24 protein-coding genes and 1 other RNA gene are annotated in these 21,808 nt (G+C 68.5%); 18 read left to right on the top strand and 7 right to left on the bottom strand.

Annotation, left to right across the window (positions count from 1 at the left end):
* Positions 1 to 16: 16 nt before the first annotated feature.
* Genes LY12_RS24625 through LY12_RS24615 form a run of 3 tightly spaced genes read right to left on the bottom strand, consistent with a single transcriptional unit; the run spans position 17 to position 2,815 of the window.
* Positions 17 to 925, bottom strand: a complete 909-nt coding sequence (locus tag LY12_RS24625) for a fructosamine kinase family protein (protein WP_372493630.1) — start codon at positions 923 to 925, stop codon at positions 17 to 19.
* Entirely contained in the window at positions 904 to 1,389 is a 486-nt protein-coding gene (locus tag LY12_RS24620) for a low molecular weight protein-tyrosine-phosphatase (RefSeq protein ID WP_253859945.1), read from the bottom strand. The genes LY12_RS24625 and LY12_RS24620 overlap by 22 nt, the downstream gene beginning before the upstream one ends.
* Positions 1,390 to 1,396: 7 nt before the next feature.
* Positions 1,397 to 2,815: an HNH endonuclease signature motif containing protein gene (locus tag LY12_RS24615; protein WP_253859858.1), complete on the bottom strand. Its 1,419-nt coding sequence runs from the start codon at positions 2,813 to 2,815 to the stop codon at positions 1,397 to 1,399.
* Positions 2,816 to 3,172: 357 nt separating this feature from the next.
* On the opposite strand from LY12_RS24615, the gene LY12_RS24610 reads away from it, so the two are divergent.
* The 8 genes from LY12_RS24610 (at position 3,173) to LY12_RS24575 (ending at position 9,305) form a co-directional block, all read left to right on the top strand.
* The gene (locus LY12_RS24610) at positions 3,173 to 4,027 is read left to right on the top strand and encodes a Nif3-like dinuclear metal center hexameric protein (RefSeq protein WP_253859857.1); all 855 of its coding nucleotides are present in this window, start codon (positions 3,173 to 3,175) and stop codon (positions 4,025 to 4,027) included.
* Positions 4,024 to 4,761 (top strand): zinc ribbon domain-containing protein, encoded by a 738-nt coding sequence (locus LY12_RS24605; RefSeq protein ID WP_253859944.1) that lies wholly within the window; start codon positions 4,024 to 4,026, stop codon positions 4,759 to 4,761. The genes LY12_RS24610 and LY12_RS24605 overlap by 4 nt, the downstream gene beginning before the upstream one ends.
* Positions 4,758 to 6,017 (top strand): bifunctional RNase H/acid phosphatase, encoded by a 1,260-nt coding sequence (locus LY12_RS24600; RefSeq protein WP_253859856.1) that lies wholly within the window; start codon positions 4,758 to 4,760, stop codon positions 6,015 to 6,017. The genes LY12_RS24605 and LY12_RS24600 overlap by 4 nt, the downstream gene beginning before the upstream one ends.
* A 38-nt stretch (positions 6,018 to 6,055) precedes the next feature.
* Positions 6,056 to 6,477: RNase P RNA component class A (gene rnpB, locus LY12_RS24595), an RNA gene on the top strand.
* 259 nt (positions 6,478 to 6,736) lie between these two features.
* Positions 6,737 to 6,913, top strand: coding sequence for a hypothetical protein (locus LY12_RS24590; protein WP_253859855.1), 177 nt, complete (start codon positions 6,737 to 6,739; stop codon positions 6,911 to 6,913).
* Positions 6,914 to 8,021: 1,108 nt separating this feature from the next.
* A complete protein-coding gene (locus LY12_RS24585) occupies positions 8,022 to 8,468 on the top strand; it encodes a hypothetical protein (RefSeq protein WP_253859854.1) in 447 nt (148 codons plus the stop codon).
* 21 nt (positions 8,469 to 8,489) lie between these two features.
* Entirely contained in the window at positions 8,490 to 9,059 is a 570-nt protein-coding gene (locus LY12_RS24580; protein WP_253859853.1) for a DUF3558 family protein, read from the top strand.
* Positions 9,060 to 9,062: 3 nt separating this feature from the next.
* Positions 9,063 to 9,305, top strand: a complete 243-nt coding sequence (locus LY12_RS24575) for a hypothetical protein (protein WP_253859852.1) — start codon at positions 9,063 to 9,065, stop codon at positions 9,303 to 9,305.
* Here LY12_RS24575 and LY12_RS24570 read toward each other — a convergent pair.
* On the bottom strand, positions 9,302 to 10,093 hold the full coding sequence (locus tag LY12_RS24570; RefSeq protein ID WP_253859851.1) for a hypothetical protein: 792 nt from the start codon (positions 10,091 to 10,093) through the stop codon (positions 9,302 to 9,304). The two genes, LY12_RS24575 and LY12_RS24570, sit on opposite strands and share 4 nt — an antisense overlap.
* Positions 10,094 to 10,096: 3 nt before the next feature.
* Positions 10,097 to 10,924, bottom strand: coding sequence for a hypothetical protein (locus tag LY12_RS24565; RefSeq protein ID WP_253859850.1), 828 nt, complete (start codon positions 10,922 to 10,924; stop codon positions 10,097 to 10,099).
* 130 nt (positions 10,925 to 11,054) lie between these two features.
* Between LY12_RS24565 and LY12_RS24560 the strand changes: the two genes are divergently transcribed.
* The 6 genes from LY12_RS24560 to LY12_RS24535 all read left to right on the top strand — a co-directional run bounded on the left by LY12_RS24560 (position 11,055) and on the right by LY12_RS24535 (position 16,860).
* The gene (locus LY12_RS24560; protein WP_253859849.1) at positions 11,055 to 11,519 is read left to right on the top strand and encodes a hypothetical protein; all 465 of its coding nucleotides are present in this window, start codon (positions 11,055 to 11,057) and stop codon (positions 11,517 to 11,519) included.
* 260 nt (positions 11,520 to 11,779) lie between these two features.
* Positions 11,780 to 12,130 (top strand): hypothetical protein, encoded by a 351-nt coding sequence (locus LY12_RS24555; RefSeq protein ID WP_253859848.1) that lies wholly within the window; start codon positions 11,780 to 11,782, stop codon positions 12,128 to 12,130.
* Complete coding sequence (locus tag LY12_RS24550) at positions 12,130 to 13,647, top strand: FtsK/SpoIIIE domain-containing protein (protein ID WP_253859847.1); 1,518 nt, start codon at positions 12,130 to 12,132, stop codon at positions 13,645 to 13,647. The genes LY12_RS24555 and LY12_RS24550 overlap by 1 nt, the downstream gene beginning before the upstream one ends.
* Positions 13,647 to 15,368: a replication initiator gene (locus tag LY12_RS24545; protein WP_253859846.1), complete on the top strand. Its 1,722-nt coding sequence runs from the start codon at positions 13,647 to 13,649 to the stop codon at positions 15,366 to 15,368. The genes LY12_RS24550 and LY12_RS24545 overlap by 1 nt, the downstream gene beginning before the upstream one ends.
* 11 nt (positions 15,369 to 15,379) lie before the next feature.
* Complete coding sequence (locus LY12_RS24540) at positions 15,380 to 15,568, top strand: helix-turn-helix transcriptional regulator (protein ID WP_253859845.1); 189 nt, start codon at positions 15,380 to 15,382, stop codon at positions 15,566 to 15,568.
* A complete protein-coding gene (locus LY12_RS24535) occupies positions 15,568 to 16,860 on the top strand; it encodes a tyrosine-type recombinase/integrase (RefSeq protein WP_253859844.1) in 1,293 nt (430 codons plus the stop codon). The genes LY12_RS24540 and LY12_RS24535 overlap by 1 nt, the downstream gene beginning before the upstream one ends.
* A gap of 216 nt (positions 16,861 to 17,076) precedes the next feature.
* On the opposite strand, the gene LY12_RS24530 is transcribed toward LY12_RS24535, so the two are convergent.
* A complete protein-coding gene (locus LY12_RS24530) occupies positions 17,077 to 17,838 on the bottom strand; it encodes a class I SAM-dependent methyltransferase (RefSeq protein ID WP_253859843.1) in 762 nt (253 codons plus the stop codon).
* Between the two features lie 266 nt (positions 17,839 to 18,104).
* On the opposite strand from LY12_RS24530, the gene LY12_RS24525 reads away from it, so the two are divergent.
* Positions 18,105 to 18,776, top strand: coding sequence for a class I SAM-dependent methyltransferase (locus LY12_RS24525; protein ID WP_253859842.1), 672 nt, complete (start codon positions 18,105 to 18,107; stop codon positions 18,774 to 18,776).
* A gap of 27 nt (positions 18,777 to 18,803) precedes the next feature.
* On the opposite strand, the gene LY12_RS24520 is transcribed toward LY12_RS24525, so the two are convergent.
* On the bottom strand, positions 18,804 to 19,631 hold the full coding sequence (locus LY12_RS24520) for a helix-turn-helix transcriptional regulator (protein ID WP_253859841.1): 828 nt from the start codon (positions 19,629 to 19,631) through the stop codon (positions 18,804 to 18,806).
* A gap of 123 nt (positions 19,632 to 19,754) precedes the next feature.
* Here LY12_RS24520 and LY12_RS24515 point away from each other — a divergent pair, with 123 nt between their 5' ends.
* From LY12_RS24515 to LY12_RS24505, 3 genes are all read left to right on the top strand, one after another.
* A complete protein-coding gene (locus LY12_RS24515) occupies positions 19,755 to 20,471 on the top strand; it encodes an SDR family oxidoreductase (RefSeq protein WP_253859840.1) in 717 nt (238 codons plus the stop codon).
* Between the two features lie 537 nt (positions 20,472 to 21,008).
* On the top strand, positions 21,009 to 21,275 hold the full coding sequence (locus tag LY12_RS24510) for a hypothetical protein (RefSeq protein WP_183779094.1): 267 nt from the start codon (positions 21,009 to 21,011) through the stop codon (positions 21,273 to 21,275).
* 15 nt (positions 21,276 to 21,290) lie between these two features.
* Positions 21,291 to 21,806 (top strand): hypothetical protein, encoded by a 516-nt coding sequence (locus LY12_RS24505; protein ID WP_253859839.1) that lies wholly within the window; start codon positions 21,291 to 21,293, stop codon positions 21,804 to 21,806.
* Positions 21,807 to 21,808 lie beyond the last annotated feature (2 nt).

Raw genomic sequence — 21,808 nt, 5'->3', positions numbered from 1 at the left:
TCGCGCGGTGTGCGCCTCAGGAAGTGCCGCGAAGTGCTTGCCGTGCGGTGGCCAAGGCCTGGTGGGCGTAGCCACCGCCGAACAGCACCGTATGGACGAGAAGGGGGAACAGTTGGTGCAGGCCGACGCGGCCCTCGTGGCCGGGAGCGAGGGGGTGGCCCGCTTCAGCGGCGGCCTCGGCGTAGGCACCGAGGATGTGGTCGAGGTGCGGCGCTCCGAACAGCCGCAGCATCGCGAGGTCGGTTTCGCGGTGTCCACCGTGCGCAGCCGGGTCGATGAGCCAGCCACGGCCGTCGGCGCCCCAGTGGACGTTGCCGGTCCACAGGTCGCCGTGGAGGCGGGCCGGTGGTTCCGTGTCGGGTTGGAGTTCGGGCAGCCGGCTGCAGACGGCGTCGAACACGGCGGCCTCGCTCGAGTCGAAGATGCCCTGGTCGACAGCGGCGCGCACGTACGGTTCGATGCGGTCTCGGGCGTAGAAGTCCGACCACGTGGTGTCGCTGCGCGCCGTGTTGTTCGCCATCGGGGCGAGGCCGATCCAGGCATCGACCGGTCCGCCGGGCGGCGGTGCGCCGAAGGTGGGTGCGCCGCGCAGGTGCAGGGCGGCGAGCCCGCGTCCGAATGTTGTGGCTGCGGTGGGTGTGGGGGAGCCGCCGGCAGGTTCGATGTAGTCGACCACGAGCCAGGCATCGTCCCAGCCGTGCGCATGTGGGACGGGCACGTCGCCGGATTCGGCCAGCCAGCGTAGCCCCGCACCCTCTGCGGCGGTGGCGTTCGGGCCCGCTGCGGGTTTGGCCACCACCGTCGTCGCCCGGTTTTCGAGGTGTGCGACGACGGCACCGCCGCTCAGCGGCCGGGTATCGGTGGGTGCGGAGCCGGCGTGACGGACGATTGCGTCGTGAGCGGTCACAGTCGGGTGCGTGCCCATGAGATCAGCTCCGGCATGGCGCGTTCGATCATGTCGAGGACGTCGGTGAAGCCGTCGCCGCCGCCGTAGTACGGGTCGGGTACCTCGGCGTCGGCGGGCGCGGACGGGTCGAAGTTGCGGAGCAGCGCGACGCGGTTCGGGTCTCCTGCGAAATCGGTGACGTCGCGCAGGTGGCTCTTCGTGGCCACGACGAACAGGTCCGCATCGTCGTGGCGGTTGCCTAGTTGCGCGGCGATGTGGTCGTCGGGGTAGCCGGCGGCGCGCAGGGTGGCGCGGGCACGTGAGTCCGCGGGTTCGCCTTCGTGCCAGGGGCCGACACCTGCGCTGGTGATCGTGACGTTGTTGGCGAGACCTGCGTCGTCGAGGTGTTTCCGGAACACGAGCGCCGCCATCGGGGAACGGCAGATGTTGCCCGTGCAGACGAAGCAGATGTGGAGGTTCCGGTCGGGCTGCTGCTGGTCCATCACGGTCTCAGTCTGCCGAATCGGCCGGCATGTTCGTCGTGCCGGTTGCCGTACTGCCGAGTGTGGTGTTGTCCGGTGGGCCGGCGTCACTGCGCGCGCCGCGTCCCCGTCGGTTGCGTGCCTTGCCGCGTCGTCGGCGGCCGGTGTGGGGACCGGGGCGCCGCTGCGGCTCCTGGGTGCCGTTGCCGTCCTTGCTTTCGCCATTGGTGCCGGCGCGGCCACTGGTGCCGTTCCTCGTGCGCCGGGTGCCGAGGTCCTTCTCGTGTGGTGGTGGCGCGGCGATCCGCCGGCCGGTGGGTGTCGTGATGTGGACCGTGCCGTCGGCCTCGAGCCGGAAGGTCCAGCCAGGTGTGTGTTTGACCCGGTGGTGGTGCCGGCAGAGCCCGATGAGATTGGCCGCGCAGGTGGGTCCTTCGCAGCTGTGTGGGATCACGTGGTCGAGATCGACGTGGTCGGACGGCCGGTGGCATCCGGGGAAACGGCACGTTCGGTCGCGGACTTTGACGTAGTCGGCGAGTGCCTTCGGCGGTCGGTACCGGGTGCGTCCGACGTCGAGGGGGACGCCGGTGTGCGGATCCGTGACGATCCGCCGCCAGGTCGACGCCGGGTCGTGTGCGATCGCTCGCGCGACGGGAGCGGGCAGTGGGCCGTGTCCGGCGAGCTCGGCCGGGTTGTCCGCCAGGCCGGTGAGGGTCGCGAGGTCGATGTGAACGAACACGTCCGCCTTCGAGGGCGGGGATGTCGTGGCCGGTGGTGACAGTGGTTCGGCGGGCAATGCGGCGGCCGATGCCGTGTCACTGCGGCCGAGCAGCAGGTCGCTGTAGACGTCGGCGCGCAGCTGGTCGAGGCTCCGGCGGTCGCCGCTGCGACGCAGTGTCCGGGCCGCGGTGTCGACGCGAGCGTATGCAGCTTGAGCCGTTTCGGCCGGCAGCTCGGCTGCCAGCGTGGCTGTGCTGCCGTCGTTGTGGCTGAGTCGGACGTGCCGTTGGGTGCGTTCCTGTTGGGCTCGTTCGGCCTGCCCGCCGGGGTCGACGTCGAGGACGGTCTTCTTGGCGAGTCGCTGTATCGACCCGGCGGTGGCACCGTCGAGTCGCCCCGCCACCAGCTGGTCGACCCGCGTTGCCAGCGTGTCCGGTAACGCCGCGGTCGGACCGGCGACCTGTGACGCTTTGACGAGGTCGATCTCGCCCCGGGCCAGCGCGTCCAGTGTGCGAGGCAATCGGCTCACCAGTTGTTCGGCGAGTTCGAGTCGCTGCCGGGCGAATCGCCCGGTCCATCCGAGTGCGACCCCGACCTCGGCGGCGGATTCCTCCGTGCGTCCGCGTGCGGCTACGAATCGCGCGGCTGCGTCCACGAAGCGTGCGTGTAATCGTGCGACGGCCCGTTCGATGCGGACCATCTCGTCCAGTTCTGTTCCCCCATCCATCACTCCGCCGACGCTACCGGCGCCAACCCGCAATTGCGAACATCTGTTCGGGTATTCGATGACTTCGGTGTGTGGTCGCGACGCCTCGGCGGGTGGGGTGCGAGTGTCACCACTCGTGCGTTTCCGGTGGAGCTGGACACTGCGTCGAGCTCGTCCACCTCGGAGAGCGCGTTCAGCTTTGTCGGGACTACCGGTCTCGACTGCCTGGGCCGGTCAGGTGTCGCCCGGACAGGTGGCTTCGTTCGGCACGGCCGCCCCGGCTGCCGGCAAGCGCCGTCGGACACCGACGATCCGACGGCGCCGGGACGCCTCTCGGTGGCTGCCTGCGCGGGAACGGCCGCATGGGAGGATCGCGCCATGTCCGCCACCAGTCCGGCCGCCGTCGCAGCGGTCCCGCCGACCGTCGCCGACATCGTCGCTGCGCTGGACACGGCCTATCCTCGCGAACTCGCGGAGTCGTGGGACGCGGTCGGCCTCGTGTGCGGTGACCCGGCGGATCGCGTCGACCGAGTGCTCGTCTGTGTCGACCCCGTCGCCGCCACTGTCGACGAGGCCAGGGAACTCGGAGCGCAGCTCATCGTCGCTCACCATCCGCTCCTGCTGCGCGGCGTGCACGGCGTTCCCGCGGACACGACGAAGGGTTCGCTCGTCCACCGCATGATCCGGGAGGGCGTGGCGCTGTTCTGCGCGCACACCAACGCCGATTCGGCCAGCCCCGGCGTCTCCGACGCGCTCGCCGCGGCCATCGGCCTCGACGTCCAGGGTCCGCTCGTCCCGCACACCGAGGGCGCCGACACCGGACTCGGCCGCATCGCCGTGCTGCCGGAGCCGGAGCCGTTCGCCGCGTTCGTCGAACGCGTCGGAGCGGCCCTGCCGGCCACCGCCCCCGGCGTGTACGGCGCGGGAGACGCGGACCGACCGATCCGCACCGTGGCGGTCTCCGGTGGTGCGGGCGACGGCTTTCTCGACATGGCCACGGCCGCCGGCGTCGACGCGTACGTCACGGCGGACCTGCGGCACCACCCCGCAGGAGAACACCTCGAACAGCCCGGCACGGTCCCCGCGTTGGTGGGCCTGACGCACTGGGCGAGCGAATGGCCGTGGTGCGGGCAAGCAGCCGACGTGATCGGGCAGGCGGGTAACGTCGAGGTTCACGTCTCCACGCGGTGCACCGACCCGTGGAACGTCCGAGCGAACGGGAGTACGAAGTGAAGGCAGACCCGTCCCTGCAACGTGAGTTGCTGGACCTCGCGGAGGTGGACGCGGAGCTCGCACGTGTCGCCCACCGGCGGAGGAACCTGCCCGAGCTGTCCGAGATCGAAGCCGTCGAGAAGACCCTGCGCGACAAGCGCGATGCGCTCGTGACCGCGCAGACGTCGGCGTCCGATCTGGAACGTGAGGTGACGCGGCAGGAGCGTGAGGTCGACTCCGTGCGTGCCCGCGTGGACCGCGATCGCAAGCTCATGGAGTCCGGTTCGGCCGGGGCGAAACAGCTCACCGAACTGGAACACGAGCTGGAGACACTCGCGCGCAGGCAGCAGGTCCTCGAGGACGACCAGCTCGAACTCATGGAACGGCGCGAGGCGGCCGACATCGAGGTGCAGCGCGCGGCGGCCGAGGTCGACAAGGCCGAGCAGGACCTCGAGGACGCCGTGAGCCGTCGCGACGAGGCGCTCGCCGACCTCAACGCCACGCAGTCGAGGCGCGACGCCGACCGCGCCGCGCTGGTACCGAAACTCCCGGAAGCGCTGCTCAAAACGTACGACCGCGTGCGTGAGCAGCGCGGCACGGGAGCCGGCCTGTTGCGCTCACGTCAGTGCGGCGCGTGCAAGCTGGAGCTCGACCGCAGTCAGCTGTCGGACATCAAGAACGCCGCCGCCGACGACGTCATCACGTGCGAGAACTGCGGCGCGATCCTGGTTCGTACCGGGGAGTCGGGCCTGTGAGCAGACACGTCGTCGTCGAGGCGGACGGTGGTTCGCGCGGCAATCCAGGGCCCGCCGGCTACGGCGCGGTGGTGAAGGACGCCGGCACCGGGGAGGTGCTGGCCGAGCGCGCCGTCGGTATCGGGACGGCCACGAACAACGTCGCAGAGTACAGCGGCCTCGTCGCGGGCCTCGAAGCCGCAGTCGCGGCCGGTGCGTCCATTGTGGACGTCAAAATGGACTCGAAGTTGGTCGTCGAGCAGATGTGCGGGCGGTGGAAGATCAAGAACGCCGCGCTGCAGCCACTCGCACTCGAGGCGCGTGACCTCGCAGGGCGGTTCGAGCGGGTGACCTACGAGTGGATTCCCCGCGCGAAGAACTCACACGCCGACAAGCTGGCGAACGAGGCCATGGACACCCAGGCCGCAGTCGGCAGCACCGAGCCGGTCGGCCACCCCGAACGCGAAAGCAGCACCGAACGCACAGGGGGCACCGAACGCGAAGGCGGATCGGAGTCCGCCGGTGACGCCGAGCAGACCGCGCTGCCGCTGGCGGCACCCGCCACGACAGCAACGGCCGCGACAACACCGGCCGCCGCGCAGACCGTCGATTCCGCAGGTCGCGCACCGACGGGGTGGACGGGTGCCACCGGAACACCGACGCGGCTGTTGCTCGTCCGGCACGGCCAGACGGAGATGTCGGTCGACCGGCGCTACTCCGGGCTCGGCGATGTCGCGCTGACCGAAACGGGTCGATGGCAGGCGCAGGCCGTTGCGAAGCGACTGGCCGGAATGGACAGTCTGCGTGACGTCGACCCCGTCGTCGTCGCGTCACCGCTCCTGCGCGCGGCGGCGACGGCTCAGGCCGCGGCCGATGCCGTCGGTACCCGGGTCGAGACGTTGCAGGAGTTGCGCGAGACGGATTTCGGCGCGTGGGAAGGGCTGACCTTCGCGGAGGCGTCGCAGCGCGATCCGGAGGTGCACGGCCGATGGATGCGTGACACGTCGGTGCCACCACCGGACGGCGAGAGCTTCGACGCCGTGTACACGCGCGTTCAGCAGGCCTACGACGAGCTGCTCCGGCGGTACGAGGGGCGGACGGTCGTCGTCGTCAGTCACGTCACGCCGATCAAGATGCTGCTGCGACTGGCGCTCGACGGCGGTCCGTCGCTGCTGTTCCGCCTGCACCTCGACCCGGCTTCGCTGTCGATCGCCGACTTCTATCCGGACGGCAACGCCAGCGTGCGGCTGTTCAACGACGTGTCCCACCTTCGGTGACGGCCGCCAACGGGCACGGAGTAACCTGAGTTCGAGGACGAGTTGGCAGGGCGGCCGCGACGTCGCGCCCGCGTGGCGTGGTTTCGAGGAAAGTCCGGACTCCACAGGGCAGGGTGGTTGTTAACGGCAACCCGGGGTGACCCGCGGGAAAGTGCCACAGAAAACAGACCGCCCGGCGGTGCTGCGCCGGTGCCGATGGCGCCGGCGGAGCGACCGGGTAAGGGTGAAACGGTGGTGTAAGAGACCACCAGCGTCCCGGGCGACCGGGGCGGCTCGGTAAACCCCACCCGGAGCAAGGTCAAGAGGGAGCCCAGGCTCCTGCGCAGGCGTTCGAGGGCGGCCCGTCCGAGGCCTGCGGGTAGACCGCTGGAGCCTGCCGGCAACGGCAGGCCGAGATGGATGGTCGCCGCCCACGGCCCGGCCGTGGGAACAGAATCCGGCTTACATGCCAACTCGTCCTCCCTGCACTTTTGCAGCAGCTGTCAGAACCGGCGAAAGTCTCGTGACCAGCGGAAACGCTACTCGGGACTTCTCGTCGGTTCTCGGCCCTGCGGAACGTCTCACGGCCCAGAGACGGCCCAGGCGGCCCGGGACGGCCGTGTCCTCGCAGCGGCCGACGCTGGGGGTCCTGACCAGAGCGTGGAAGCTAATGGTCGGGGCACAATTAGGTCTCGTTCACCGGCCCTGGGTTCTCAGCTGGTCTCGAGGACTTGATCCTCATGAGCGTGATGCGGCGAGGGCGGTTCTTCACGTCGAGTTCTCGTGGAGACCGCTGGGGTGCGTTCATCGGCATCGTGTTGTGTTTGATGCTGCTCGTCGTGGCCGGGATCCTGGGTGTCGTCACGCTCATCGAACTGTATTGGGCGTTGGTGCTACGTCCGGCCGATGGTGGCTGACCCGTCGCGGGCGACAACTGGGGCCGAGCCGCCCTGCTGCCGTACGTTGTCGGTTTCATCGCGTGCCCTGGAATGGCCTTGACCTGCGAGCGCAGGTATCCGCGAGCTGTTCTGTTGACCGTGCAGTCTCCATGGCACGTGATGCATGGCTGGTCACGTTTCGATTGCGCTGCCGTTCTCATCACGCTCGCGACGGAAAGCGTCCTGGATCAGTCCGATAACGCCAAAAGGACCGAGGAAGACGACTGGGAACCATAGCCACCACGCGCCGGCAAACAATGCGAGAAGACCGCAAGCCGTCGCAGCAAGAAGGAAGACCAGTGCGAGGGCTACGCCTGCGGGGTTCCGTGTCCTTCTTGTGTAGTCATGGATGGTGCGTTCAACCTCGGCGTCAACGTGCCTCAGCAGTGCGGCCCTGGCTGTGCTCTCGTCCGGGAGTGCGTTGAGTAGCGCTACATCTGCGTCAAGACGTGCGCGTCGTCGTCCGTGGCTTCGCATGGCGCGAGCCTGATACACCGTAGCCGCGGCAGTTGCACAGGCCACGAGGATTGTCGATGCCGCCTGCCAGTTCACAGAGACCAAAGTACCGGCGCTACTGCCCGTCCCCTTCGTCCGTGCCGATGCTGTGCACCGTGGTGGCCGGGTCAAGGGTGAGCTCAGCTCATCGCGTAGCGACGCCGCAGGCGCCCTTGATGCGGTCGGCGCGGTGTCAGACGATTTACCGGGCGTGAAGGGGCCGGCGCGTGGTGAGTGGCGCGGCTGACGGGCTGCTCTGAGGGTCAGGTGGCGTCCTTCGTTGCCCGAGCCGGGGCCGCCGGCCGGGAGCGCCAGCGGGAGGCCGGGCGTGCCCCGGCGGCGGCGCGCGAAGCGCGCCGCCCTTGATCTCTTAGAGGCCAATTCGGCAGCAGTCGCACAGTGCCGCGGTGGTCGGCTGTGGCTTCTCACGCCGGTAGAGCCGTCGCGAGGACGCTGCCAGAGTGGGCAGAGAGGTCCTCGCGGTCGCCGCTGACGGTTGAGCGGCGTGATTCTCCTGGAACCGTGTCCACGAGGTTGGCGTCAGACGCTATGGTGACGACCAGACTACGTGCAGCGACCAGGGGAGGATCTGATGCCCGAGTTTGACGCGCCGATTCAGAAGCAGCCAGGCAGTGCTGGGGGCGGGGTTGGCGATCTTGCCGTCGGAGCCGGGTTCATGTCGAACCTCGGCAAGATGCAGAGCGGTGCGGACAACATGCTCAAGGTGGCCAAGTCGGGCGGGTTCAGGTCCGACCCGGAGGGCGTCCGGGAGTTGGTCAAGGTCTGTGAGGGGATGATCGGGCAGATCGATGACAAATCGTACGTGTTTGAGAGGTTGAGTCAGGCGCCGAAATTGGGCAGTGGCCCGTACGCTCTGCAGGTCGCGAATCATGTGCGTCAGTCGGCTGATGGTCCGCAAGGCGTAGTTCCGCAGCTCCAGCACTTTAAGCAGACCCTCATGAAGCTCACGGAGGCCTTGTATCGTGCCTCGAACCAGTACGCCGAGGCCGAAGAGCTGGCCAAGATGCGTCAACAGTGAGTGAGGCGGGGAGCAAGAGCAGTGAAGATCAACCGCGCGGTCCTGACAATCTGCCTCGGTGTTCTAGTCGGTACCTCGGCGTGTTCGTCCAGTGAGGGAGGCGAAGCGGCAACCGAGCCACCGACGTCGGAACAACCCCGCACGTCGGCGCCCAGCTCGTCACCGGCCCGCATCCCGGAGACAGAGCTGGCGGAAACGGATCCGTGTTCGCTGCTGAGCAAGAGTGACGTGAGCAAGTATGGCGAGCAGATCGAAGGGCCCATACGGGAGGACATCGGCAGCAGCCGAGACTGTCGATTCATGAAGCCCTTCGGCTCTGAGCCCAAGGGTTCGTTCACGCTTGGCGTGGCTGTTCGAGACGACCAGGGGATCAACGATGCCGTCGATCGGGGCTACGGCATTCAAAAGACGGAAGACGGCGGGCGCCAGTTTGCTCGCATCCCGAGCGAGGGAGGCTGCACTGTTGCTGTCAGCGTTACCACGGCATCCCGCGTGGATGTCTTGATCAACATGGCAGCGGGCACAGAGAGGGCGTGCCAGGTGGCCTCAGAAGTCAGCGAGGTTGTTGCTTCCAGGCTTCCGGAGGGCTGAGCGATGGAACTCGCGCGCGTCATCAAGCACGGCGAGCCTGACCCGGTCGACTTCGCAACATTCTTCGAGCTCGGCGAGCATCTCGACGCGCGGGGCGTCGAGGCTCCGGAGCGGAGCGACGCGGTTCAGGCCATGGTCGAGGACGCGCACGAGCAGATGCCGCGCGAGGCCGCTGCTGCGTTTGAGCGGATGATCGACATCGTGGAGAAGTACAACGCCTCCATGGAGCAGAACGAGCGCAACTAGCCGAGCGTGACCACGGCGATGCTCTTGTCGTCGTGGCGCTTGGCGCGGGGGAGCTGTTTGCCGGTGGGGTCGTCCTCGGCTTCCCAGATTTGGCAGCGGTCGAGGATGTCGGCGAGGTCGTCGGCTCTTGCGGTGGTGAGTTGGGGCCAGTCGGCGGCGCCGATGTGCTGCATCGTGTTGTAGGCGCCGTCGGTCGCGAGGACGGCCCACGGCACGGCCTCTACCGGCCGGGTCCAGACCAGCGCCTGCGCTGCGGCGGTGGGGTCGGCCTCGGCGATCCAGTAGCCGCCCTCGACGTTGCGGTACGTCGCCTGTTGCGTCTGCAACTCGGTGAGCAGGATCTTGTGCTCGTCGTCGTAGCCTCCGCCGCCGGCCAGCCGTTCGCGGTACCGGCGCCGTGGGGCGAGATCGAGGTCGTCCATGCGTTCGTCGGTCAATGTCTCGTCGGGGAGTACGACCAGGTTGTCGCCGAGGACGAGAACGTCGAGTTGGTCGCCGCGCCTGCGCAGGATCGTGACCGTGCTTGACGGCGATTCGCCGGGGCGCAGTTCGAAGGCTGTCGCGGTGGTGCGGATGGCGTCGGCGAGGATGCCGGTCAGGTCGGCCTCGTCGTTCTCGGTGAGGAGGTCGCGGAGTTCGCGGCCGAGACGGTCGGCGTAGGTGTTGGCCGGGATCTGCACCGGGACGAACGCCGATGCGCCGTCGAGCATGATGACCGCGTTGTCGGTGGTGAGGATCTTGTCGTCGCTGTCATCGATCGGCGGGAGCTGGGCGGTTTCGACGCGCATGGATCACCAAACGTAGGGGCCGGCTGCGAGTTCACTGCCGGTGATGGTCAAGCCGTCGTAGCTGGCGCGGACGACCAGGGAAAACGACTCGTCACCGGCCTTGTGGAAAGTGTCGGCGAGGTTGGTTGTCAGGTAGTGGACTGCCCCGAGGGAGCCGATCCCGTGGATACCCGCGATGTGGACGACGACACGACCGTCGCGCTTGTGTCGTGCCACATAGGCCACGTCTGCGCTGGTCGGGGCCTTGTCGTCGGACGGTGAGCCGTAACGCTCGCCGGTCTTCTCGTGTTCGACCCACCACCGGCCGGCGTCTTCGACCATGCCGAGCATGGGGTCTGCGGCGAGGAGGTTCGCGCCGATCGGCGCCGACTTGGGACCACACACCACGACGACGTCACCACTCGGAATCTCGTCCCGCTCGGGCTCGATCTCGTAGCGGGCACTGGTGAGGGACAGGCCGTCGAGGATCTCGTCCAGTTGATCGGCGGTCTTGGCGTCCTCGGCCGCGATCAACGGTCGTTCCCGGTCGGTGGTCTGGTACCGGTACGGCACGCCGACGGCAACCGGGCCGACACCGAAGAACGCGCGTTCCGGGCCCGGCGCGGTGCTGCGGATCTGCGTGATGCGGCCCTTGGTGAGCCCCAGCGCTTCGGCGATGGCCGTGTAGCTCATGCCGCCTTCGGTGTGCGCCTCCTCGATGGCCGCCTTGCGCAGCCGGGCCAGTTCCGTCGCCCGCTGCTGGTACAGCGTCAGGAGCGACGTAGCCCGCTGACCTCGGCGAATCGGGTCGCTGTCGCGGCGGACACTCTCGAAGTCGTCGCCCTGTTCCATATCCGCGAGTTTAGACCCCCTTGACGAGTCGGCGAAACCGTGTACCTTGGTGTTTAGGCCCCCTCAACCGGAGTGGTTCCGGCGATCGAGATGTTTAGGGGGCTAAACGTAACGAAGGAGATCAAGTCAGATGGGTATGGAACGTGGGCACCGGTTCGAGGTGCCGTTTGAGCAGGCGTTTCCGGCGGGTTTGGTGCTGAACGGCCAGGTGGAGCCGGACAACGAGTTTCAGGAGAACCGCAACGCACCGCCGCGGCAGAAGGTGGACGAGGCGACGGGGCTGCGGCGCTGGAAGGCCGTGTTCTCGGACCCGGGCTACGCGAAAGAGGCCGAGGCGTCGATCAAGGTGATCTTCCTGTCGGACGTGCAGCCGGTTCCGACGACCGAAGAGTTCATGCCGGGTTGCGGAATGCGTCCTGTGGTCCTCGAAGGGCTGCAGGTCTCGCCGGTCGTGACCGGCCAGGACAAGTTCAAGCGGCTGGGCTGGATGTATTTCGCGACCGGGTTCGCGGCGGCGCAGTCGTCGCCGGCTTCGTCCGGCAAGTCGGCTCGTCGCGGTGGCGAGTCGGCCGCGTCGTCGGCGGAGGCGGCCTGATGTGCGATCCGGCGGCCGGCGATGGGCATTACTTCGTGTGGATCGTGGGCACCTGGCTGTGCTGCAAGTGCGGCGCTCCGGCCCCTGAACGCAGGTCTGGGGGTGATGCGGATGCGCGCCGGTCGTGATTTCTGAGGCATATCAACGGTTTTTGGGAGCGGGGCCGAGCCCGCGGCAACGGACTCGGCCCCTGGTCTCCCAACGACTTTCTTTCTGCCGGGCAAGGCATGTTGAAACGTGTTGAGAGGACTTGAGCGTAGATGGATACGCGGGTATTCGCGGCGGCGGGATCGGTGCCGCAGATGGTGGAGCAGGGTGTGGCGCGCACGCGGCGCGCCTCCGTGAAGGCGCTGAATATGCGCGCGGCTGGTCGGTGTGAGCGGGCGCGGAAGATGGGCCGGATCGCGGAGCTCTACGAGCGTGAAGCCCGGTGGTGGGGCGTGCTGACGCGGTGGACGTCGCATCAGCGGGCCGTTCCGTGGGTTTACACCACGGCGGCGATGGCGGCGGAGCACGAGGCCGAGCGCAGGGCCGAGAACTACCGCGAGATGGAGGCCGGCTACTGGCGCCGCGCGTTGGCGGTGGCGGCTGATTCGGGGGTGGCGGCCTGATGTCTCTGACGATCGATAAGAACGCCGGCTGGCAGGAGATCGAGGTTCACCCGCGCCGGCATCGCCCGGACGGTGTGTCGGGCTGGATCGGGCGGGGCCTGCTCGCTCTGGCGCGGCTGCTGAGCTCGATCCTGACGTATGCGGGGTCGTTCGTGGTGTTCAACGGCTTGGTCGTGGCGGCCGTGTTGGTGCCGGTGTGGACCCACCTTGCTGGACTCACGTGGGTGGCCGTGGCCGAGGCCGTGGTCACGGCGGCGACGTTCGTCGCTTGGCTGGTCATCGCATCGGATTCGTTCGACCGGTGGGTCACGTCGCCGCTTCGGATCTGGTGGCGTCGGCGCCGCTACTTCCGCAACTGGGCGGACCTGATGGTCGCGGCGAACCTGACCGTGAAGAAGCGCTCGCACAAGCGGGTGGCGCCGCGGCTGGTGTTCGTCCGTCATGGCCGGTTCTCCGACGTCCTGTCGGTCCGCCTTCCGTCCGGGATCACCCGTGCGGCGTTCAGCGACCGGCTGGAGGAGCTGACCGAGACCATGCACGCCCGCGAAGCACGGGTCGTGCCGGCTCCCCGCTGGCACCTACCGGCCTGGATGGCGCGCGTGCTGCCTGCGGAGTTCCGCCGCGACGACAAAGCGCGAACCGTGTTCGTGCGCCTGGCGTTCGGTGATCCGCTGGTTCACGTGCAGGCGCCGGCCACGGCCGGGTCCGATGTGGACTTGTCGGCGGTGCCGATCGGTAAGCGTGACGACGGCGGCCGCTGGCTGGTGAACCTGCTTGGCACTCACACGCTCCTGGCCGGCGCCACGGGCTCGGGTAAGGGCTCGGTGCTGTGGTCGATCCTCGCCGGCATCGGCCCGGCCATCCGCGACGGCCTCGTGCAGGTCGTGGGCCTGGACCCGAAGGGCGGCATGGAACTCGGCTTCGGCCGGGAGTTGTTCCGACAGTTGGTGACCATGGACGGCAGCGAGGCTGAGGAAGAAGCGGTCTCGTTCTTGGAGGGCCTGGCTGATGAGGCGGACCGGCGTGCCTCGCTGTTGGCCGGCTACGCGCGGACGTTGGAGCCCTCGACGGCGATGCCGTTCATCCTCGTCGTCATCGACGAACTCGCCTCCGTCACGGCATTCATCTCCGATTCCAAACGGCAGAAGCGGGCCGAGGCCGCGTTGGGCCGGCTGCTGACGAAGGGCCGGGCGCCCGGGATGCATGTGATCGGCGCGTTGCAGGACCCGCGCAAGGAGGTGGTGCGCTGGCGGGACCTGTTCCCGACGCGGATCGGGCTGCGGCTGGTCGAGGCGTCCCAGCCGGACATGGTCCTCGGCGACGGTGCTCGGGACCGCGGGGCGCGGTGTGAGGAGATCGCCGAGACCTCGCCCGGTGTGGGCTACGTCGTCGAAGACGGCTCCCGGGCCGTGTCCCGGGTGCGGGCGGCGTATCTGACCGACGACGACATCCGGCAACTGGCGCAGACGTTCCGGCCGGGGCCGGTGCTGCACTCGATCGACGGGGGTGCCGCCTGATGACCACCACGGAAACCATGGACATGCCGGCGCCGGTCGGGAAGATCATCCCGGCCACCCTCGAGGACATGGCCGAATCCACGGCCGAAGAACTGGGCGCCTGTTTGCGGCCGATGGTGCTCGAACGCCTCGACACCACCACGGGCGAGAAAGTCCACGTGCCCGTGCCCTGCGGGGCCACCCAAAGCGCGGTGTGCCCCTCGTGCGCGGACAAGGCGCGCCGGTTGCGGATGCACCAGGCCCGTGAAGGTTGGCACCTGACCGACGAACCCCAGGTCGAGACCGAAGAACCCACGACCCAGCAGCGGGCCGCGCTCGGCCAGATCGCCGACCTCACCGAGGCCCGCGCCCTGGCCGTCGGCATCGGCGACGACCGGGCCGTGGCCGAGATCGATTCCGAGATCGACGCCGCGCACGCCCTGCTTAAGGCTGATGGGCTGCGCGGGGAGAAGGAGCCGGTCGCTGAGAAGAAGCCGCGGACGGTGCGCTCGACCCGGCGGAGGCAGGATGCTCCGGAGTTGCCGCGGCGGCAGGTCGCCGACACCACCGTCGGCCGGGCCTTCGAAACCCCCGACGGCAAGGTCTTCCGCCCCTCAACGTTCCTCACGTTGACCCTGGATTCCTACGGGCCGGTGCACTCGGCGTCCAAGAAGCCCGAACACCCGAAACCCTGCCGATGCGGGCGGGTGCACCATCGCGATGACGGCATCGTCGGCACACCCCTCGACAGGGATCGGTACGACTACCGGCGGGCGGCCCGCGACGCGATCCACTTCGGCAAGCTCGTCGACCGGTTCTGGCAGAACCTGCGGCGGGCGTGCGGGTGGAACGTGCAGTACTTCGCCGCCGTCGAGCCCCAGAAACGCCTCGCGATGCACCTGCACGCAGCCGTCCGCGGCACCATCCCGCGAGCACTGCTGCGGCAGGTCGCCGCGGCCACGTATCACCAGGTGTGGTGGCCGACCCACGACACTCCGGTCTACTCGCCGGAACATGCGCCGGTGTGGGACGAGGCCTCCGAGGCCTACGTCGACCCCGACACCGGCCAGGAACTGCGGTCGTGGGATGAGGCGTTGGACGAGACCTTCGACCCCGACGCCGAACCCGCCCACGTCGTCCGGTTCGGCACGGGCGGGATCGATATTCAGGGTGTCAACGCCGGCTCCGACCAGGCCGGTAAGTGCCTGTCTTACCTGGTCAAATACCTGACCAAGGACCTCGGCTCCTGCTACGAAGCCGACACCGACGCCCAGAAACGCCACCATGACCGGCTGGCCGAGGCGCTGCGGTGGGAACCGTGCTCCGAGGGGTGTGCGAACTGGCTGCTGTATGGCATCCAGCCCGAGGACGCCGGCAAAGGCCTCGTGCCCGGTGCGTGTAAGGGCAAGGCCCACAAGCCCTCGACCCTCGGCTACCGGGGCCGGCGGTGCCTCGTCTCGCGCAAGTGGTCGGGCAAGAACCTCACCGAACACCGCCAGCAGCGCCGCGAGCACGTGATGCGCACCCTCGGCGTCGTCGGCGTGACGCCGGAACTCGACACCCCCGACGACCCGGACGGCACCCGCTACCGATGGGTGCCCATCCCGCGCGGCGACCCGAAACAGCCCGACCGCACCCAACTACTGCTGCACTCGATCGCCCAGAAACGCCGATGGCGCCAGCAATACGACCAGGCCAAACAAGCCGCCGAACTTTCGGCAACCGACCAGGCCGCGGCGTGAAGGGGGAACCGATGACCGTGCGAATCGAGGAACTCTGGACCGTCGACGACGTCGCCGACTACCTCCGGGTGCCCGTCAAGACGCTGTATCAGTGGAAGTGGCGCGGGGCCGGCCCGCCGGTGTGCAAGATCGGCCGCCACCTCCGCTACGACCCCGCCAAGGTCCGCGCCTGGTTCGCCGAGCAGATCGAGGCGGCCTGATGGGACACATCCAAGACCGCTGGTACCGGCCGAAAGAAGACCCCGACACCGGGGAGGTCGTCCTCAACAAGCGCGGTAAACCCGTCATGGAGAAGACGGAACGCTACGGCACGGGCATGCGCTACAAGGCGCGCTACTTCGACCCGGACGGCAAGGAACGGTCCAAGAGCTTTCCCGACCGGGCTCGCAAGAAGGCCGAGGACTTCCTCCTCGAGGTAGAGGGAGAGGTCAAGGCCGGCGACTACGTCGACCCGAACGCCGGCAAGGTCCTGTTCACAGACTTCGGGAAGGTGTGGCTCGCGGGCCAGACCATGGAAGCGAGCAGCAGGGAGTCCACGGAGAGCCGTCTCCGCTCGGTGATCGAACCGTACTTCGGGAACATGGTTCTGAGCGCGATCAAACCGACCGATGTTCGCGGGTGGATCAGGTCCATGCAGGAGGCCGGCAGATCGGCCGGACATCAGGCCGTGTGCTTCGCCCATCTTTCGGCAATCCTCACCGCGGCGGTGGACGACAACCTGATCAAGACGAACCCGTGCCACGCGAAGTCGGTGAAACGGCCGAAATCGGACGAACACAAGGTCGTGCCGTGGAGCCGCGAGACAGTGCGCAAGGTCCGGGACGGGATCCCGCCGCGCTATCGCATCCTCGTCCCGGTCGGTGCGGGAACCGGCCTACGGCAAGGGGAGCTCTTCGGCCTCGGTGTGGATGCGATCGATCGGGAAGAACGGGTCGTCCGCGTCCTTCGGCAGGTGCGCAAGGTCCGCGGTCGCCTGGTGTTCGCACGGCCCAAACGGGGCAAAACCAGGGACGTTCCGCTCTCGGATGCCGTCCTGCACCTGATCGATGAGTACAGGGAAACGTTCCCGCCGGTCTCGGTGACGCTGCCGTGGGGTGAGCCCGGAGGCACACCGACGACGGTCGAGCTGCTCGTCACCACACCTCGCGGGAATCCGGTCGGGCGGCAGCACTTCAACGAGAGGATCTGGCGCCCGGCCGTGGTGGCCGCGGGTATCCCGACCCCGGGCCGTGACGACGGCATGCACGCCCTGCGCCACCACTACGCATCGGTGCTGCTTGACGCGGGGGAGTCGATCCGGGCGTTGTCGGAGTACCTCGGCCACACCGACCCGGGCTTCACATTGAAGACCTACACCCACCTGATGCCCTCCAGCGCCGAACGGACGCGAGCGGCGATCGACGGGGCATGGACCGAACCGTCCGGCGATCACTCGGACGGCCCGACGACGGCCCCAGTAGCGTCCGGAGACGCAAAACCGCAGGGTGAGTGAGGGTTCTCGGAAGAATCCGGCTTACATGCCAACTCGTCCTCCTTGCACTTTCCCGCCAGCGGCCGGAAGCGGCGAAAGTCTCGTGACCAGCGGAAACACTACTCGGGGCTTCTCGCCGGTTCTCGGCCCTGCGGGCCGTCTCACGGCCGGAGACGGCCCAGTCACCTGTTGCCCGCCCCGGGCGGGCACGACGGGCACGATGCCCCGTAGGGATGCTCAGCGGGTGCCGATCACGAGACCGACGCGTACCGGTTCGTTGAACGGTCGGTGTGGCTCCAGTGCGGTGCGGACCATCTCCTCGAACACCGGACGTCGGTCGGGAGCGGGTAGTGAGTTCGCTCCGAACGCTGAATACACCGAACCGATGACGTGTTCCAAGGTCAACTCGTCGGAGTACTCGATGTGTGCGGTTCGAACGGTGAAGCCGGCGCTGCCGAGGCTTTCCCGATACCGAGCCTGACTGTCGTCGTCCGTGCCGCATGTGGCGCGGGGCGGTGTACCGAGCCAGGTGGAGAGGACGTCGTACAGGGCGCGTGACCACGCTGTGTCGTGTTGCCAGAGTGGTTTGCCGTTGGTGACGACCGCCAGTCCGCCGCCCGGCCGGAGCGTCGGTACGCAGGACCGGAAGAGGGCGTCGTGGTCCATCCAGTGCGCAGCTTGGGCGATGGTGATTCCGGCGAATCCCCTGGGCGCCAGCAAGCTGTGGAGCGTGGTCAGGTCCTCGTCCGAGCCGAGTGACCACGTGACATTCCGCGCGCCGTCTTCGTTCGCCGCAGCGCGTGCCCGGGTGAGCATGTCCGCTTCGGGATCGAGCCCTATGGCGACGCCTACGTGCTTGGACAGCGGCAACGTCAGCTGTCCGGTACCACAGCCGACGTCCAACACGACGTCGTCGTGGTCGAGCGAGAACGCGTTCACCAGTGTGTCGACGACGGCGGGCGGATAGCCGCGCCGATAACGGTGGTAGAAGTCTGTCACTTCTCCACGGAAGCCGAGGTCCATGTCGGCAGCGTGGCAGAGCGGGACTTGCCGAACCACTGATTCCGTCACCGGCGAACACGGTGGCGGGAGGCGGGTTGCTCGACGTCCGAGCCCGACGGCGACCACGGTAGAGTCCGACGACGCACGATCCCGGGGCGGAGGACGGTTCCCGAGAGTATCCGGCACCCCGTCGACTCGCCCTCCCTCGGTGCAGGTCGGGATCGAGCCGTGTCGACTGATTCGAGTAATAGCGGAGGTGGCCCGTGTCGGCGGGTGACGTACGTGATGCCTACGGCAGGCGGGCGGTCGAGTACGCCGACTTCGCCTGCGCGCCGGAGCTCATGGCGGAACCGGATCGGAACCTCGTGGCCCGCTGGGCCGCCACGGTCTCCGGGGCCGTCGTCGACGCCGGGTGCGGTCCCGGTCAGTGGACCGACTTCCTTCGCCGCAGCATCGACGTCGACGGCAGCACCGACATCGACAACGGCGACAGCGCCGAACACGGCCCGATCGAAGGTGTGGACCTCGTGCCGGAGTTCGTCGAGGTCGCCCGCGCGCGGTTCCCCGTCAATCCGTTCCGCGTCGCCCGGTTGGACGCACTCGGTGTCGCCGACGGGTCGTTGGGCGGGATCCTGTCGTGGTACTCGATCATCCACACCGAGCCGGATGCGGTGCCCGGCGTCCTCGCCGAGTTCGCTCGCTGTCTGCGCGACGGTGGCAGCCTGCTGCTGGGTATGGCCCGCCAGGTCGACGGTTCGCAGGTCGAGGCGTTCCCACACGCGGTGACGACCGCCTACTTCTGGCCGGTCGACGTGATGTCACGGCTCCTCACCGATGCGGGATTCCGCGTTGAGGAGACCGAGACCCGTGACGACCCCGGCCACCGGCCCCATGCGGCCCTCGTCGCCACGCGGGCACCCCGCCACGTCCCGTGACGCTGCCCGCTGCCCGGCTCGACGGGTTCAGCCGGTCGTCGAACGCTCGGTGGCGGCGAGTGTGCCCAGTAGGCGCAGAGCCTCGGACGCCGGGCTGCCCGGTTCGGCGTCGTAGACGACCAGTTGCTGGCCCGGTGCATGGCGCACGTCGAACGTCTGCACGGTCACCGTGAGGTCGCCGACCTGGGGGTGATACAGGCGTTTGCGCGCGAGACTCTTGCCCTGTGCGTCGTGCCGCGCCCACAGGGCGCAGAACTCCTCGCTGCGGCCGAGCAGTCTGCGCAGCACCTCGGCCAGTCTCGGGTCACCCGGATGTTCGCCATGGCTCATCCGTAGCCCCGCACACGTTGCTCGCGCGATCTCCGGCCAGTCCCGGTACAGCGAGCGTGCGTGGGCATCGCCGAAGACGATCTCCGCTAGGTTGTGGGACGGCGACCAGCCGCCGAACAACGTGTCGGCGAGGACGTTCGACGCCAGCACGTCGTAGGCGCGGTTCAGTACCAGTGCGGGATTCTCCGGCCACCTGTCCATCAGGCCGCGTAGGCTCGGATCGGCACGATCGACGGCCGCGGTCACCGGGCGGAGCGCCAGCCCCGCCAGCCGGAACAGGTGCAGCCGCTCGTCGTCGTCCAGGCGCAGCGCGGCGGCCAGCGCCTCGACCACCTGCGCCGACGGCTTTCGCTCCCTGCCCTGCTCCAGCCGTGTGTAGTAGTCGGCGCTCGTCCCCGCGAGCACCGCGACCTCCTCCCGCCGCAACCCCGGTACCCGGCGCGGACCCGCCGCCGGCAGACCCGCGGCCTCGGGCGTCACGCGGGCGCGCCTGCCGGTGAGGAAATCGCCGAGTTCGGAGGGCATGTCCGCACGATAGGCCCGACGCCGCCGCGCTGCCGGGGTGTGTCACTCCCAGGATCGTTCGGGCCTGTCCGGTCGCGCCCAGAACCGCGAACGTTCCCGGCGGGACAGGAAGGGGCTGGAGAGATGTCCGAGCAATCCAAGGTCGTTCTGGTGACCGGGGCCAGCAGTGGAATCGGCGAGGCCGTCGCGAGGCGACTCGCCGCAGAGGAACACCGCGTCGTCGCGGGTGCCCGCCGAAGGGATCGGCTCGACCGGCTCGCCGCGGACACCGGAGTCGAGACTGTCGGTCTCGACGTAACCGACCGTGGGAGCGTCGCCGAGTTCGTCGACGGCGCGAGGCGACGGCACGGCAGGGTAGACGTGCTGATCAACAACGCCGGTGTCATGCCGTTGTCGCGGTTGGACAGTCTGCACGTGCGCGAATGGGAGTGGATGCTCGACGTGAACGTTCGTGGCCTGCTCCACGGCATCGCCGCCGCGTTGCCGGTCTTCACCGAACAGCGCGGCGGGCACTTCGTCACCGTCGCGAGCGTCGGGGCACACGAGGTGGTGCCGACGTCGGCGGTGTACTCGGCGACGAAGTACGCGGCCTGGGCCGTCACGGAAGGCCTGCGCCGGGAGAGTGACCCGTCGATCCGAGTGACCACCGTGTCACCCGGCGTCGTGACGTCCGAACTGGCCGACACGATCACCGAGCCGGGCGCCGCTGCGGCGATGCGGACGTATCGTGCGGCGGCCATTGAACCGGACGCCATCGCGCGCTCGGTGTCCTACGCGCTTGCGCAGCCTGCGGACGTCGACGTCAACGAGATCATCGTCCGCCCTGCCGGGCAGCGCTGATGGTCGCGCCACCAAGTGGTCGAAACCGACCCGAACGGGTGATTGGACCACTTACAGTGGTTCTTTGCCTGGGATGTGCGGCGTGACGGGGTCGCCTGTCACCGGATTGGTCAAATTGCCTGGTTTGGACGTCTACACAGGGGCTTTACACAATGGAGCGCTGTGATGCGGCCGAACGGGTCATGGTTCACTGGTCGCGCCGGCGCATCCCGTGGCACGGCCGGGTACGGCGGAACTCAGCGTGAGGTCGATCTTGGCGTGTGAGTGAGGCCATCCGCACACTAGGAAAACCGGGTGGTCACCGTTAACCCTGGAGCTTCGGGCAGCCATGATGGAGGTCGGACGAGGTGGGCGTGCACGCCCGTGACGCCCACGGTGGCGGGACCCTCCCTTCGGGGTCGCGCTGCGGGTGTACGGGTCTTTGACCGCCACCCCTCGTCACGCCATGATGTTGTTCGAACACGGGAAGTGCTGGACCACCCGCGCGGTACGGACCATCCGTACCGGCACCACACTCCAAGCACTCGGGAGTAGGCGATGACCACGATGACGCTTGCGGCTCTGGCGCAGCAAGGCGAGCTCGGCACCGGAGGAGTCCGCACCTGGCTCCTCGACAACATTGTCCCGCTCGTGCTGCTCGCCGTCGCATTGCTGCTGCTCTGGCTGGGTGGCGGCAAAGGCGACAACGCCGGCGTGATGCGCAGGCTCGGGGGCGTCGTGATCGCCCTCGCGCTCATCGGTCTCGCCGTCAGCGGGCTCGGTGTCGACGTCGGCGAGTGGCTCGCCGGCCTGTTCACGGGCTGACCGGGGCTCGCGGACGTGCGCATTCGTACCGACGACGAGATCTACCGGGTCGACGCCGTCTGGCTCGGCCCGCCGAAGGCGACGTTCCCGTGGCGCGCGCGGTACGTCGCCTGGGGCGTCGGCATCCCGGTGTTCCTCGTGGTCCTCGGTATCGAACGCCAGATGGGCATCGGTTTCGGGTTCTTCAGCACCGCATGGGCGTTCGTCCTCGCCATCGCGATCACCCGCATGATCACCGCGAAGATCACGCACGAGCGCCCGCTGGCGGCTGTGTTCGCGATGTGGTTGCGCGAGCTGCAGAGTCCGAGGGAGAAGACCCGCGCCGACGGCGGTGCCGTCAGCGCGAGCAAGATCAAGGTCCGGGCGGAGCGGCCCCTGCCGAAACACAAGCGCGGCCCTCACGGGGCCCGTCCCCGCGGGGTCGCGCATCCGGTCCGGCCCGCCGGGCCGACGTCCGGACGCCCGGCTGCAGACAGCACAGCACGAGCGCACCGGCGCACCGGCCGTATGCCGGCGTCGGTCGGGAGGTAGGC

Origin of the sequence: Prauserella alba, assembly GCF_024171735.1 — a bacterium.
GTDB lineage: Bacteria > Actinomycetota > Actinomycetes > Mycobacteriales > Pseudonocardiaceae > Prauserella > Prauserella alba.
Note: the sequence above shows the minus strand (reverse complement) of the source record. Positions and strands in the feature narration are given on the sequence as shown.